The organism is Pseudomonas sp. LBUM1649 (assembly GCF_059716155.1).
In genome coordinates this window covers 3,358,931-3,372,904 of sequence record NZ_CP166807.1, presented here as the reverse complement: position 1 = coordinate 3,372,904, position 13,974 = coordinate 3,358,931, and the positions used below count along the sequence as shown (strand labels likewise).

At 56.2% G+C, this 13,974-nt stretch carries 13 protein-coding genes; 9 read left to right on the top strand and 4 right to left on the bottom strand.

Annotated elements, in window-relative coordinates; translation table 11 throughout:
- The 5 genes from ACA058_RS15600 to cydB are packed head-to-tail and all read left to right on the top strand — an operon-like array spanning position 1 to position 3,953.
- On the top strand, positions 1 to 501 hold the full coding sequence (locus ACA058_RS15600; protein ID WP_497634788.1) for a CinA family protein: 501 nt from the start codon (positions 1 to 3) through the stop codon (positions 499 to 501).
- Between the two features lie 8 nt (positions 502 to 509).
- Complete coding sequence (locus ACA058_RS15595) at positions 510 to 1,028, top strand: hypothetical protein (protein ID WP_497634786.1); 519 nt, start codon at positions 510 to 512, stop codon at positions 1,026 to 1,028.
- A 7-nt stretch (positions 1,029 to 1,035) separates the two neighbouring features.
- The gene (locus tag ACA058_RS15590; protein WP_497634784.1) at positions 1,036 to 1,494 is read left to right on the top strand and encodes a DUF421 domain-containing protein; all 459 of its coding nucleotides are present in this window, start codon (positions 1,036 to 1,038) and stop codon (positions 1,492 to 1,494) included.
- Positions 1,495 to 1,541: 47 nt separating this feature from the next.
- Positions 1,542 to 2,918 (top strand): cytochrome ubiquinol oxidase subunit I, encoded by a 1,377-nt coding sequence (locus tag ACA058_RS15585; protein ID WP_497634783.1) that lies wholly within the window; start codon positions 1,542 to 1,544, stop codon positions 2,916 to 2,918.
- 12 nt (positions 2,919 to 2,930) lie between these two features.
- Positions 2,931 to 3,953, top strand: coding sequence for a cytochrome d ubiquinol oxidase subunit II (gene cydB, locus ACA058_RS15580; protein WP_497634782.1), 1,023 nt, complete (start codon positions 2,931 to 2,933; stop codon positions 3,951 to 3,953).
- 93 nt (positions 3,954 to 4,046) lie between these two features.
- On the opposite strand, the gene ACA058_RS15575 is transcribed toward cydB, so the two are convergent.
- The 3 genes from ACA058_RS15575 to proS all read right to left on the bottom strand — a co-directional run bounded on the left by ACA058_RS15575 (position 4,047) and on the right by proS (position 7,462).
- A complete protein-coding gene (locus tag ACA058_RS15575) occupies positions 4,047 to 4,481 on the bottom strand; it encodes a hypothetical protein (RefSeq protein ID WP_497634781.1) in 435 nt (144 codons plus the stop codon).
- A gap of 225 nt (positions 4,482 to 4,706) precedes the next feature.
- On the bottom strand, positions 4,707 to 5,387 hold the full coding sequence (locus ACA058_RS15570) for a class I SAM-dependent methyltransferase (RefSeq protein ID WP_497634780.1): 681 nt from the start codon (positions 5,385 to 5,387) through the stop codon (positions 4,707 to 4,709).
- Positions 5,388 to 5,971: 584 nt separating this feature from the next.
- Positions 5,972 to 7,462, bottom strand: a complete 1,491-nt coding sequence (gene proS, locus ACA058_RS15565) for a proline--tRNA ligase (RefSeq protein WP_497634779.1) — start codon at positions 7,460 to 7,462, stop codon at positions 5,972 to 5,974.
- A gap of 323 nt (positions 7,463 to 7,785) precedes the next feature.
- Here proS and ACA058_RS15560 point away from each other — a divergent pair, with 323 nt between their 5' ends.
- From ACA058_RS15560 to ACA058_RS15545, 4 genes are all read left to right on the top strand, one after another.
- A complete protein-coding gene (locus tag ACA058_RS15560; RefSeq protein WP_497634778.1) occupies positions 7,786 to 9,951 on the top strand; it encodes a methyl-accepting chemotaxis protein in 2,166 nt (721 codons plus the stop codon).
- 134 nt (positions 9,952 to 10,085) lie between these two features.
- The gene (locus ACA058_RS15555; RefSeq protein ID WP_497634777.1) at positions 10,086 to 10,907 is read left to right on the top strand and encodes an ABC transporter substrate-binding protein; all 822 of its coding nucleotides are present in this window, start codon (positions 10,086 to 10,088) and stop codon (positions 10,905 to 10,907) included.
- The gene (locus ACA058_RS15550; protein ID WP_497634776.1) at positions 10,904 to 11,749 is read left to right on the top strand and encodes an amino acid ABC transporter permease; all 846 of its coding nucleotides are present in this window, start codon (positions 10,904 to 10,906) and stop codon (positions 11,747 to 11,749) included. The genes ACA058_RS15555 and ACA058_RS15550 overlap by 4 nt, the downstream gene beginning before the upstream one ends.
- A 32-nt stretch (positions 11,750 to 11,781) precedes the next feature.
- Positions 11,782 to 13,155, top strand: coding sequence for an LLM class flavin-dependent oxidoreductase (locus tag ACA058_RS15545; protein ID WP_497634775.1), 1,374 nt, complete (start codon positions 11,782 to 11,784; stop codon positions 13,153 to 13,155).
- Between the two features lie 23 nt (positions 13,156 to 13,178).
- On the opposite strand, the gene ACA058_RS15540 is transcribed toward ACA058_RS15545, so the two are convergent.
- A complete protein-coding gene (locus ACA058_RS15540; RefSeq protein WP_497634774.1) occupies positions 13,179 to 13,967 on the bottom strand; it encodes an SDR family oxidoreductase in 789 nt (262 codons plus the stop codon).
- Positions 13,968 to 13,974 lie beyond the last annotated feature (7 nt).

Sequence of the window (13,974 nt, the reverse complement as noted above, 5' to 3'; positions counted from 1 at the left end):
ATGCCTATTGCCGACGACACTGTTCAATATCTGCGCGAGCAATCATTGCTGCTGACCACAGCAGAGTCGTGCACGGCCGGAAAAATCATCACCCTGCTTTCCGAGGTTGAAGGCAGCGGCAAGCTGATCGAGAGCGGTTATGTCGTCTACTCTCCAGAAGCGAAGCAGCGACTGTTGAGGGTAAGTCCCGACACCATCGAAACCTTCAATCTGACCAGCTGTGAAGTCGCACGGGAAATGGCTTTGGGGGCGTTGCACGACAGCACCGCAAACGTTGCCGTGGCGACTACAGGCATCCTTGGCCCGGAGGATGTTGACGGAATCCCCGCCGGCACCATTTGTTTTGCCTGGGCTTATCAGACCGAGCAGGGGCTGAGCATCTTCAGCCGACAGCATCGATTCATCGGTTCCCGTTGTCAGGTGCAGCGGCTGGCGGCAGACCATTCATTGAAGCTGCTGCCACATTTTCACCAACGCGCGTTGGCCGGTGAGCGAGGATAGATACACCCATGACCGACAAGACCCGGCACTCCGATTACCAGAGTCGCGATTATCCCGTTCGCGAAGATATGGTGTATCAGGCCAAAGTCTGGCGATTCGAGCGATGGGGCTGGTACAGCCTGGTGCTGGTGGTTCTGCTGGCATTGGCAGGTTTGTTCTCGCGCGGGCCGTTGAGCGCTCGGGAGACTCATGGAAACGACGCAAGGATCAGTGTCGAATACCAACTGTTCCACCGCAACGGTTCCTCCAATCCAATGAAGATAAGCGTAATGGGCACACCGGATTCCACCGCGGAGCTGGAGTTGGTCGGCGAGCTCCTGGACGGGTTCAGTATCGAGACCCTGCAACCTGAACCCGTTCGCGCCAGCAGCGGCGGGCAAGGCATCAAGCTGTGGCTTCTAACCGACCATCAAGGTCGGGCAAGCATTTATCTAAGCTTGCGTGGCGATGGATTGGGACTGTTCAGCACTCGTCTCATATCACCTGGCGCGCAAGCAGTGAACGTCAATCAGTACATCCTCCCCTAGGTGACTTATGGATTCGGTATTGCGCGCAGCCGCGATGTACATCGTGCTCATGGTGCTATTCAAGATCGCCGGCCGTCGCTCGTTTTCCGAATTGACAACCTTTGATTTCGTCTTGCTGATGATCATCGGCGAGGCGACGCAACAGGCGCTGTTGGGTGATGACTTTTCTCTCACCAATTCGGTGGTCGTCATTGTGACGTTGATCGCCATCGATGTCGGACTGTCGCTACTCAAACAGCGCTCGGGATGGATGTCTCGGCTGATCTCCGGCGAGCCGACCATCATCGTCGAAAATGGCAAGCTCTTGCATGAACGTTTGCGCCATGCGCGAGTGGCCGAGGCCGATGTAATGGAAGCCGCGCGTTCGAGTCAGGGCATAGAAACCCTTGACCAGATCAAGTTTGCGATCCTTGAGCGCAACGGCAAAATCTCGGTAATCCCACGCGATTCCCAGGCTTGCCAATGAGTGGAAGAGGACGAGATCCATCTCGTCCTTGTTCTTGGAGAGTAATTATGGACGCGGTTGATTCCGCGCTATTGGCTGCACGCGCCCAGTTTGCGATCACCATCAGCTTTCATATTGTTCTTGCCGCACTCACGATTGGCCTGGCCAACTTCCTGATGGTGCTTGAAGCGCTTTGGCTGTGGCGCGGGCAAAAGATCTACCTGGACGTCTACCGGTATTGGCTAAAAGTGTTTGCCCTCAATGTGGCGGTGGGTACCGCCTCGGGTCTGATTCTGGAGTACCAGTTCGGGCTCAACTGGTCACGGCTGGCGACCCAGGCGGGAGATATCCTCGGCCCATTGATGTTCTACGAAGTGCTCGCGGCCTTTTTTCTTGAGGCAGGTTTCCTTGGCATCATGCTGTTCGGCTTGAAGAAGGTTGGGCCACGCATGCATTTTTTTGCCACTTGCGCCGTAGCAACCGGATCGCTCATCAGCGCCTTCTGGATCTTGTCCGCCAACTCCTGGATGCAGACACCCGCCGGTTACGCCATTGGCGCAGATGGTCGCTTCATCGCCGAGAATTGGTGGGCAATCATCTTCAATCCTTCCTTTCCTTATCGGCTTGTGCACATGACATTGGCCGCGTTCCTGGGCACCGCTACGCTGCTGGCCGGTGTCAGCGCCTGGCAGCTGTTGCGTGCGCCTGAAAACCCGCGGGCACGGCTGGTCTACTCCATGTCGTTGTGGGCGATAGTCGTGCTCACCCCTGTGCAAATCGTGGTGGGAGATCTCCATGGTCAGCACAGTCTCAAAGTGCAGCCACAGAAGGTCGCCGCCATCGAAGGCTCCTGGACTCGCCCGGCGCAAGGGGCAGGGGAGCCGTTACGCTTGTTCGCCCTGCCAGACATGACTGAGCGGAAAAACCATTGGGAAGTGGCAATTCCACGCATAGGTTCGCTGTACCTGAAGCATGACCTGAGTAGCACTATTGCCGCCCTGGACGAATTCCCACCTCAGGACATACCGCCTGTGCCAGCGGTGTTCTTTGCTTTTCGCGTCATGGTCGGCCTGGGCCTGTTGATGTTGGGGCAGGGCATGATCAGCCTGGTACTGCGATGGCGCCAACGGTTGTATGCAACGCGATGGATGCTCCGAGTCGGCGTGTTGATGGCACCGGCGGGTTTTCTTGCGATGCTCAGTGGCTGGGTAGTGACTGAGGTTGGCCGCCAACCCTATACCGTCTATGGATTGCTGCGCACGGCTGACAGCCTGTCTTCGGTATCTCGACAGCAGGTGGTAGGGGCGACCTGGACAATCCTGGCGTTTTATCTGGTGATCTTCGGCGTGGGGCTCTGGGTGCTGCTGCGATTATTGCGTGAGCCACCTCACGAGGACGAGCCCGGTCCGCAACCCACGTTGGCCGACGAGACCGGTGAATCCTGAGGGCATCAATCCATGTTGGACAATGACTGGGTAATACTACTTTCTGCCGCAGCCCTGGGGTTTTCGGTGTTGAACTATGTGCTACTGGATGGCACTGATCTTGGCGTCGGCGTATTGATGGGCCTGACCCGTTGCAGTCAGCATCGTCGTGCCATGGCCGTGACCATCCTGCCGATCTGGGATGCCAATGAAACCTGGCTCGTACTGGGTGGCGGCGGTTTGCTGGCGTTGTTTCCGCTGGCCTACGCGATCCTGCTTCCGGCACTTTATTTGCCTTTTATCCTGATGTTCCTGGCGTTGATCCTTCGAGCGCTGGCCCTGGAGTTTCGTGACTACTCGCCCAATGACGCAATCAAGCGCGCGGTCGACGGCTTGTTGCTGGGCGGTTCACTGCTCACTGGCGCCTGTCAGGGCATCGTGTTGGGTACGCTGGTACAAGGCATCCCCACTGATGGCAGGCAGTACAGCGGTGACGGCTGGGAATGGCTGGGAATGTTTCCGCTCTATTGCGGCGCGGTGCTGGTAGTTGGCTACACGTGGCTGGGTGCCTGCTGGCTGTATTGGCGTACTGAAGAACAACTCCAGCGGCGAGCAGCGCGTCAGGCGAGGGCGCTGGCACTCATGACGCTGGTGCTATTGGCCGTATTGGTGACCTGGACAGTGACACTGGACACTCGATATGCGCAGCGGCTTTTAGATCCGCTTGTCTGGCTGCCGGCGTCGACACTGCTCTTCGCACTGCTGATAGGCTTCATTTTGGGGTTTCGAAGCCGCCGGGAATATCTACCGCTGTTCGCCGCATTGGGAATCTTTGTCCTGGCCTTCGCATTGATGATTGCAGCGCTTTATCCACTGATTGTCCCGCCGCAGCTGACGTTACAAGCTGCCGCCTCAAGTCCGACCAGCCAGATGTTCATGTTGATCGGTTTCGCAGTACTGATACCGGTGACGCTCATCTACAACACCTACGGCTTTAGCGTCTTTAGCGGGAAGGTCCGTGCATTAGCGGGTGACAAGGAACGTTCTGGAGATTAGCGCAGTTTGCGCTTTCCGGCGGTGCATGGGGGGTGAGCAGGTCAACACCCGACATATTTGTAGCCCTGCCCGATTTCTTGCCTACCCCAGGCGTCAGCGCAACAAAAGCCCTGCAGCTCTGGCTCGCAACGCCATCACCAGATTCGCTGGCATTTTTTTGATTTCCTCAGGCCACAGCGCCAAGTGCCCCCGTAACTCTTTCGATTCATCATCGTATTTTGAAATATCGGCTAGCACAAAGCTGTATCGGTTGAGGTAGGCCGCAGACAAATCATCGGCCAACGCCCTTGCAGGTTCACCGGCTAACGCCAGACACCACTCCGCAATTTCAACGATTCGTTCACTCGGTGTCCGCGGTGCCACACCATGGATGAAACTCAGGATGTACTGGTTATAGAGCAGGGCGCCTTGCTCGGGCTCGTCCGTAGGGTTCCCCGGGCAATGTCGTCGTTCCCAGGGAAGGATGTAGACCATTTTGTCCATTGCAGTCTGAAGAACATAATCCGACGGCTTAACCAATCGATGCATAATCTTCTCCGGATTAAAAAACGGTTTAGCTATGGTAGCTCATCTATGGAAGCCAATAGCCTCTATGAAAAAAAACCTTCCCCTGGCTGGAACTTTCGGAAAATTTCGCAACGCTGCGCTGGAATGGAGCTTTACTGATATCCCGGGCACTGTTGCGTGAAATACTGCTGGCAGCCGATAGCGGCGTGCAACATCCCCCCAAGCAGCTCGTCTTGCCAGGATTGATCAATTGCACTCATCACGCCGCTCGGCCACCAATAGCAACGACTGCGGCACAGGGCTTTGCGGGTGCTGTGGCTCCTGTAGGCCGGCCAGCCGAAAACCGGCCATGTCCAGGGCATTGAACCAACTGGACAAGGTTCGCAGGTACCACGGCATGGGCTGCCACTGTCCCGCGAATCCGGCGAAGGTCTCTTCCCGCCAGCCATCCTGATAGTCGCCCGCGGCCACGGTCCACGGATGCAGCGTCTGGATCACCAGCGCGCCGCCCGGGGCGAGCAGGGCGTTCATGGCCGCGAGCAACGGGATGATGTCCTGGTGCAGCAAGGCGAAATTCGCGCAGATCAGGTTGTAGTCGCTGCCGATGTGCACGTTCGCCTCCACCAGCTGTTCATAACTGGCCAGGTACACCTTTGAGGCGCCCGCCGCCCGCGCCGCCTCGACCAGCGTCGCATCGCCATCCACACCGACGGCCTCGATGGCCCGTTCCGACAGTGCCCGCAACAGCCAGCCTTCGCCACAGCCGAGGTCGAGCACGCGCTCGGGCTGGCGGCCCAGTATTGCCAGCAGGATGGCCTGGTCCGTGACCTTGAGGCGGCTTTCGATGGCGCCGGTGCGCACGGCTTCGATCCAGGCCCGGGCGTTGTGGTGCCAGCTTTGCAGGAGGGTGGTTTCGTCGGCGGGCATTTCGGTGTCCGGAGTGGTTGGCTGGATAGAAGCATAGGACAGGTGCTGGTGGATCGGACCATTAGCGCTGCAATTGAGTCTGTGCGCCTGATGGGGACAATGCGCCATGTGCGTTGTCGAATGGAGTGACAAGCAAAGGTGCATGAGCTGGCCGTTGTCGCACCCTCGTTTCGCAATCCTGTTCAGATTGAGAGGTGGACTGATGAACAATATTATTTACATCGTCGGGCTGATCGTGATCGTCGTGGTAGTCCTGTCGTTCCTTGGATTCGCGTAGCCGGAGCGGTTAAAGCGCTCGGCCAGGCTGGGCAAATACTCGGCCATCTCTTCAAAGTCCTGGCAGATGGCGGTGCCTTGCTTGGCCTGTCCGGCAGTGTGATCGCACAGACGCGTTATCAGTTGAGGCGATCAAGCGACTGCGCTTGCAGACCGGATAGTATCCCAGCGCAAGGCTGCCTTGTTTCTGGGCGGCGACCCTGATCTGGTGGAACACTGCAAGCCAGTGCTCGATGCGAACGCCGACACTCAGTTCCACATCGGTGATGTTTGGATGCGCGGTCGCGTTGAAGTTGATCGCTAAAGGATTAATATGCCTTCGCATACAGTGCCCAGGACTTGGTGGGCTGACCTGTAAATAAGCAGGCGGCTGCAACCTTGGGTTGAGCGAGTGGAATGCATCGAACTGTTACACCAAGCTCGCTGATTGCTTTCTCAACTTTCTCGTCATCGATGAAGGGGGCGAGAACGAATGTATTGAGTTTGTCCTTGCGTTTGAAAACTTGTTGGAAGTTGTCAAGTGTAGTAGCTGTTTCGGTATTGTCCGACAGATTTTTTCTGGCACTTTCAAGCATGCCTTTCTGAATAGTCTGCAAGATTTTTGGCAAGTCTTTAACAAAGCTACTCATCTCAACGTTTAACGTTTTTTTGCTGTTGTCTCTGCAGGAATAAGAAACCGTGTTCTGCTCCAGTTCCTTTATCCCGACTTCGACTCGGACAGGCACGCCGCGCTTGATGTGATACCACTTTTTTTCGCCGCCATTCATGTCTCGCTTATCAACGCTGACACGCAGGTTTTGCCCCTTCAGTCTTTTCACGGAGATCTGCTTCTGCAACTTATCGCAGTAGGCATGGATGGTTTCGGCATCTTGTTCACTGCGTACGATCGGCACAATGATGACCTGTGTCGGTGCAACCATCGGTGGGATCACCAAGCCATCGTCATCGCCATGGGCCATGATCATGGCACCAATTAAACGCGTGGAAACGCCCCATGAAGTGGTCCAGGCCAGTTCTTTTACCCCTTCCTTGTTAACAAAGCGGATGTCTGATGCCTGGGCAAAATTTTGTCCTAGGAAGTGTGAGGTACCTGCTTGCAAGGCCTTACCGTCCTGCATCATCGCCTCGATGGTATAGGTACTGACGGCGCCCGGGAAACGTTCCCATGAGCACTTTTCACCCTTGATTACTGGTATAGCCAAGTGCTCGACAGTAAACCGCTCATAGATATCCAGCATCTTCAGCGTCTCGTCCAAGGCCTCTTCACTGGAGGCGTGAACGGTGTGGCCTTCCTGCCACAGGAACTCCGAGGTACGCAGGAAGATCCTTGGGCGCATTTCCCAGCGCAGGACGTTGGCCCACTGGTTGATGAGTAACGGCAGATCCCGATAACTTTGCACCCATCGTGAAAAGGAGGCCCCGATCACCGTTTCGCTGGTAGGCCTGATGATCAAAGGCTCTTCGAGTTCGCCAGCGGGAGTGAGTTTTCCATCTGCTGTCTGTTCCAGGCGGTGATGGGTTACGACTGCACACTCCTTGGCAAAACCATCGACATGTTCTGCTTCTCTTTGAAGAAAGGATAAAGGGATCAAAAGTGGAAAATATGCGTTCACATGGCCTGTGTCTTTGAATTTTTGATCAAGCTCTCGTTGAATCTGCTCCCATATGCCATAGCCCCAAGGGCGGATGACCATGCAACCTCTAACGGGAGAGTTTTCAGCCAGTTCAGACTGGATGATTACTTGTTGGTACCATTCGGAAAAGTTTTCACTTCTTGTCGGTGATATGGCGTTTTTCATAATGTCCCCGTCTTTGAAAAGGTAGCGTGTGCTTTTGAGAATGATGATTTAGATGTATGTATATTTTTTGCGGTTTGAAATTTCAAGAACTGATATTTTTTGATGGAACTTTCGGAAAATTCCTTCAGACAAATCTGTTTGTTTGTAAGGCTTTTTCTTTTTTTGCGCGACACATGAGCATCATTAGGCATTCCTGGCGACATCAGCGATTTGCGTGGAACAATTTCCTTCTTACCTCTCCACAAGAATTGATTAGCGTGCTCACTAGTTGGCCTGGTATTTGCTATCCAATTGCCATCTGAATGTCGCAGTGGATGAAGTGAATGTCGCTATCAAGTAATTTCATGCCGTTGTCCGCCAGCGAAAAACGCTGGCTACCCTGGTTCGGCAAGACTGGAAAAATCAGGATGGGCTGGTCGTGCTGGCTCAATCAGTCGGCTTATCCGGTGCTCGAAAAAACCTTCGAAGCCATCGCTGAAACCCGGGCGCAGTTGCTTCAGAACTGGACGCGCGAGCAGTGGGAACACCTGGCGGAACTGGCGGAAAACCTGGGTCGTGATTTCGCCAACCTCGACAGCACTTCGTTGATGGACAAGCTCAGCCAGGCAGAAGATTTCTCGGAGTTGTTTGTCGTTGACGCCAGCGGCAGTGTCATCGTTTCGACCTGGAGTGGACGCGGCAAAACCCGGCTGGAGCAAACCCGCGCATTGGCAGAAGGATTGAAGGCGCCGTTTCTCCATGGCCCTTACAGCGATCCACTGACCTTGCAGATCGGGCCCTCGTCTTCGCGCTTCCACGACGAAGTCACGCTGATGTTCTATCAGCCCCTGAGGGTTGATGGAAAAGTCCTGGGCTGCCTCTGCGGTCGCGTGCCCAACGATGTATTGGGCGATCTCATCCAGCGTGAGGCCGGGCACATTTTTGCCGAGTCGGGTGACAACTATCTGTTCATGGCGCAATCACGTTTTGATCCCGCCATCGAGCCCGGAACCGCATTGTCACGTTCACGTTTCGAGGACGGCACGTTCACCCACGGTGAAAATCTGAAAAGTGGCGTACATACGCCTTGGAAGACCGTACAGATCCAGCGACACACCGAACTGGAGCTGCGCTTCACCGACCCGGCGACGCAACAACTGCACCCCGGCGTACGCGAGACCATCCGCGCCGGCTCCAACCTGTTCGTGACGTATCCCGGTTACTCGGACTACCGGCACATTCCAGTGGTGGGCAAGGGCGTTACCTTCCAATTGCCAGGTTCACCTGACCGCTGGGGCATGATGTGTGAGGCCGATCTGGAGGAAGTCTACCGCCGGCGTTCGCTCAGCCATGGGTTGATGAAACCTTACATCGCAACCATGACCGGACTGTTTGCCTGCAATTTCATGGTCCAGCATTACAGTGGCCTGGCCCAGGGCGTGATCGACAGCGTCGAGGTGGTAAGCATGTTATGCGCCACGCTCCTGTTCAGCCAGCTCGGGCCCAAACGTCTCGCAGCAAGGTTGAACGAGATGACGAGCGTGATCAGGACCATCGCCGAAGGCGAGGGCAACCTGCGTCAGCGCCTGGACATCAAGCGCATGGCCAACGATGAGACCGGCGACATGGGGCGCTGGATCAACAGTTTCATCGACCACCTGGACTCGGTTGTCGGGCAAGTGGTGAAGGCCAGCAGCAACGTCGGCACCACCAATCAAATGATGCTGGGCCGCAGCCAGGAGGCCAGTATCACTTCCACCGAGGTGGCCGAAGCGGTGCATCACATGATGATTATCGTCGAAGACCAACTGGGCGAGATCCAGCAGGCCTCTGCCAGTGCCGAACAAATGAAACAGGCGATGGATGAAGTGGTCACCCGCGCCCGTGAGCAATTTCTCGCCGTGCAGGAAGGGACGCAATCGATTCGGGATGTGGTCGAGCGTTCTACTTCGAGCGTGCAGTTGCTCGACAGCAGGATGACTCAGATCGGCAAGATCACCGGCCTGATCAGCGACATCACCAACCAGACCAATCTGCTGGCGCTCAACGCCGCTATCGAGGCCGCACGCGCGGGTGAACATGGGCGAGGCTTTGCGGTGGTCGCCGACGAGGTACGCAGTCTCGCCTCACGCACATCGCGCGCTGCCGACGACATTCGGCAGATGGTCGGAGGCTTGCAGAACGAAACGCAAAAAGCCGTCAGCTTCATGGAGGAGGGCGTCAAGGACGTCGATAACAGCCTGCGCCTGGCCGAAGATGCCTCTTCGGAAAACGTGCAGTTGCATCAAGCGGTAGAAAGCATGTTCGCGATCATTCAGCAGCTCAACAGGCGTAGCCTCGACTGCGGCAAGACGATCAAGAAGGTCGATCACTGCTCCACGGAAATGCGCCAGACCGTAGTAGTGCTGCAAAACAGTGCCGAAACAGTCAGGCTCAATGCCAATAAACTGCAGAAGCTGGTGGGGCAGTTCGAGGTGAGCAGCAACATCGAGCGAGTGGCGGTCGCTTGAGTCCGTAGGACAGTGCCTGCGGGAATGATTTGATATAGCTTGAAACGAGTTTGTTATTCCATAAAACAAGTACTAACGTATTTTATATTGCGTTTTAATCTAATCAGTTTTTGAATTGATTGGAGTATTTGCCTTTGAAAACCAGAGCATTTTTACCCCTTGGCCTGGCATTGCTGGCTACGTGCCCAGCAGCTTTTGCAGGTGCCACCCTTGATCGCGTGACGCAAAAAGGCGAGTTGACCGGCGTCCTGATGGAGAGCTATCCGCCGTTCTCTTTTCTCAACGAGCAAAACCAGCTGGACGGGTTTGACGTGGATGTGGCCAAGGCGGTTGCACAACGCCTTGGAGTGAAACTCAAGCTGGAAACACCGTCTTGGGATGTCATCGCTGCCGGTCGCTGGAGCGGACGCTATGACATCTGCGTGTGCTCGATGACCCCGAGCAAGGCCCGCGCCGAAGTGTTCGATTTCCCTGTCGAGTATTACCAGTCGCCTGCGGTGATCGTGGTGCACGCCAAGGACAACGACATCACGGCGGGCAAAGACTTGTCTGGCAAAAAAGTCGGTGTGATCAGCGCCTCGACTTATGAAGCCTACTTGAACAAGGATCTGGTGATCGAGGGCGCCGAGGACGAGCCTTTGAGTTTTCCTTTCGATAATGTCCAGGTGGCGCCATACGACAATGAAACCGTGGCCTTCCAGGACCTGGCACTGGGTACTGGCGTGCGCCTTGACGCCATGGTCACCAACCTCATCACGGCCCGCGAGCGTATTGCCCAGGATCCTCGCTTCAAGATTGCCGGCGACGCGCTGTATGCCGAACCGAATGTCGTGGCGATTGAAAAGGGCGATGCGCAATGGAATGCCAAGGTTACCGAGGTCATGACTCAACTGAAGACTGACGGTACGTTGAGCAAAATTTCGCAGAAGTGGATCGGTGCCGACATCAGCCAATGACAGCCCTGAACCCATACCCAGCCAAAGCGACGGTGGCAGCCAAAACCGAGAAGCGTCGTTTTCACCCGCTATTTGGATTTCGCACGCGCCTGTATCTGACCTGGGCGGCGCTGTTCGGATTGTGCGTCATGTTTTTCATGAGCTTCGATCTGAAGTTCTCGATCATTCTGGAGAAATGGCCAAATCTGGTCGGGCTGCACCTGGGGCCAAACGGTTTCCTGCAAGGTGCCGCGCTGACGTTGTTTCTATGCTTCTGTTCGATCTGGTTTTCATTGCTCTTGGGCTTTGTGACGGCGCTTGCGCGACTGTCACGCAGCGCAGTGGCTTTCGGTATTGCCAGTTTCTATGCGTCTTTTTTTCGCGGAACTCCGCTGCTGATCCAGATCCTGCTGATCTATCTGGGCATGCCGCAGCTGGGCGTTGTGCCTGGCGCCATCAGCGCCGGGATCATTGCGCTTTCGCTTAATTATGGGGCTTACCTTAGCGAGATTTTTCGTGCCGGGATCCTGGCTGTAGCACCCGGTCAACGCGAAGCGGCGATGGCATTGGGCCTCAGGCCGGCGGCGACATTTGTGCACATCATCTTGCCGCAAGCGATGCGCACGATCATTCCACCGACCACCAGTCAGTTCATTTCAATGCTCAAGGATTCATCGCTGATTTCGGTGATGGGCGTGTGGGAAGTCATGTTTCTGGCGCAGTCCTATGGGCGGTCTTCTTATCGCTACATCGAAATGCTCACCACCGCAGCCGTCATCTATTGGCTGTTGTCCATCGGACTTGAATTGATACAGCACCGCCTTGAGCGCCACTACGGCAAGGGTTTCAAGAATCAGCGCTGATTCGCCCCGTTACTCACTTTCTAGGAACCACGATGTCCGATCCAAAACCTCTTCTGTTTGCGCTCTATGAGCAAGCCAGCGTGGGCTGTGGCGGTGCGCCAAGCCTTTGGACGCACCCGGCTGACGAACGACTGTCGATCAATTCCCTGGGCTATTGGTCGAACCTGGCGCGCATTGCCGACCAGGCGCACCTCGACATGCTGTTTTTTGGTGATGTCCTGGGTTTCTACGACGTGTTTGGCGGCAACGCTGATGCGGCGATGAAATGGGCCGTGGAAGCACCGGCCAATGACCCGCTGATGATCATTCCTGCATTGGCGGCAGTCACGCAAAACCTGGCCTTTGGCGTCACGGTGACCACCAGCTACGAACATCCCTTTACCCATGCCCGACGCTTCAGCACGCTCGATCACCTCACCAATGGCCGAGTCGGCTGGAACATCGTCACTTCATACCTGTCCAGCGCCGCCCGCAACTTCGGCCTGGAGCAGATGATCAAGCACGATGATCGTTATGAGCGCGCCGAAGAGTTTCTTGATGTCGCCTACAAACTCTGGGAGGGCAGTTGGGCCGACGACGCCGTGGTCGCGGACAAGGCGCGCCAGCTCTATGCCCGGGGCGAGCGCGTGCGACCTATCAATCATGCGGGAGAGCATTACCGGGTGGCCGGGCCGCACCTGACCTCGCCATCGCCACAACGCACGCCTTTGTTGATTCAGGCGGGATGGTCGGGGCGCGGTCGGGAGTTCGCGGCCAAACACGCTGAGCTGATCTTCATTGCCAAGTCCAACCCGCAGGAAATTCGTCTGGGGCTGGAGGAAATCTGGGCCAAGGCCCAGGCCCGTGGTCGTCAGCGTGAGGATGTAAAGTCGCTGACGGTGCTGCGTATCGTCACTGCGAAAACAGAAATCGAAGCTCAGCGCAAATATGACGAACTGCAAAGCAACTATCACTTGCAGGCACAACTAGTCAGTTATGCGGGTGACACCGGCATCGATATCGGCCGCTACGCCGACAGTGAGGCACTTTCCACTCACACCGAGGGCATGACCTCCTACGTGATGCATCCCGATGGCAGTGGCAAACCCTTGACCGCAGGTGACGTCAAACAGCGTTTTGCCAAGGTTACCCGAGGCAGCGATCTTATCCTGGTGGGCACGCCACAACAGGTGGCCGAGCGCATCGAGGAGCATGCCCGAATCTCCGGCACCAGCGGCTACATGCTGAACCCGTTGATCAGCCCCGGCAGTCTTGAGGACTTCGTCGTACTGGTCATCCCCGAGCTGCAAAAGCGTGGGCTATACCGCACCCAGCCGCAAAGCGGTACCTTCCGTTCGCGGTTGCGCGCCGACGGTTCAAGTCATTTGCCAGCCTCGGCTTATGGGGCCTCGTTCCGTTTTGACTGAGCCTTCAATTGTGCCTTCCGTGTTTATTGGCTGGAGCGAATGGCCCCTCCATCAATCAACAGATTCTGTCCGGTCAGGTAGCCCGCATGACTGCTGCAGACGAAGGCGCAAAGCGCACCGAACTCTTCGGGTGAGCCGAAGCGTTTGGCAGGAATTTCGCTACGGCATTCGCCGAGGAATGCCTCACTGTCCTGCCCCAACTCTTCGGCAGCGGCGACCAGGTTGTCTCGCAGTCGATCGGTGTCGAATGAGCCCGGTTGCAGGTTGTTGATCGTCACATTGCGACTGGCAATGTTTTCTTGCCGGGCAAGCCCTGCGATAAACCCCGTCAGACCACTGCGGGCGCCATTTGACAGACCCAGGCTTTCGATAGGCGACTTCACGGCACTCGACGTGATGTTGATGATTCGGCCAAATCCGCGTGTCGCCATACCGTCTACCGTTACCTTGATCAACTCGATAGGGGTGAGCATGTTGGCATCCAGCGCCTTGAGCCAGGCGTCGCGGTTCCATTCGCGGAAATCCCCGGGAGGAGGGCCTCCAGCGTTGTTGATCAAAATATCGAAATGCTCATGGGCTGCGAGGGCTGCCGCACGCCCCTCAGGTGTTGAAATGTCTCCGGCGACGGCGATGACAGTCACTTCAGGATTTATCGCTCTGAGCTGACGGGCTGTTTCATTCAGCGTCTGTTCGCCTCGGGCAGTGATCACCACGTTCACGCCTTCGCTGACGAGTGCCTGTGCGCAGGCTTTTCCCAGACCTTTGCTGGCAGCGCACACCAGCGCCCAGCGTCCTGCTATTCCAAGATTCATGCGGGTT

Bases quoted from the DNA above. Each gene is read 5' to 3' on its own strand.
- ACA058_RS15600 (WP_497634788.1), top strand. From the start codon at position 1: ATGCCTATTGCCGACGACACTGTTCAATATCTGCGCGAGCAATCATTG.
- ACA058_RS15595 (WP_497634786.1), top strand. From the start codon at position 510: ATGACCGACAAGACCCGGCACTCCGATTACCAGAGTCGCGATTATCCC.
- ACA058_RS15590 (WP_497634784.1), top strand. From the start codon at position 1,036: ATGGATTCGGTATTGCGCGCAGCCGCGATGTACATCGTGCTCATGGTG.
- ACA058_RS15585 (WP_497634783.1), top strand. From the start codon at position 1,542: ATGGACGCGGTTGATTCCGCGCTATTGGCTGCACGCGCCCAGTTTGCG.
- cydB (WP_497634782.1), top strand. From the start codon at position 2,931: ATGTTGGACAATGACTGGGTAATACTACTTTCTGCCGCAGCCCTGGGG.
- ACA058_RS15575 (WP_497634781.1), bottom strand. From the start codon at position 4,481: ATGCATCGATTGGTTAAGCCGTCGGATTATGTTCTTCAGACTGCAATG.
- ACA058_RS15570 (WP_497634780.1), bottom strand. From the start codon at position 5,387: ATGCCCGCCGACGAAACCACCCTCCTGCAAAGCTGGCACCACAACGCC.
- proS (WP_497634779.1), bottom strand. From the start codon at position 7,462: ATGAAAAACGCCATATCACCGACAAGAAGTGAAAACTTTTCCGAATGG.
- ACA058_RS15560 (WP_497634778.1), top strand. From the start codon at position 7,786: ATGTCGCTATCAAGTAATTTCATGCCGTTGTCCGCCAGCGAAAAACGC.
- ACA058_RS15550 (WP_497634776.1), top strand. From the start codon at position 10,904: ATGACAGCCCTGAACCCATACCCAGCCAAAGCGACGGTGGCAGCCAAA.
- ACA058_RS15545 (WP_497634775.1), top strand. From the start codon at position 11,782: ATGTCCGATCCAAAACCTCTTCTGTTTGCGCTCTATGAGCAAGCCAGC.
- ACA058_RS15540 (WP_497634774.1), bottom strand. From the start codon at position 13,967: ATGAATCTTGGAATAGCAGGACGCTGGGCGCTGGTGTGCGCTGCCAGC.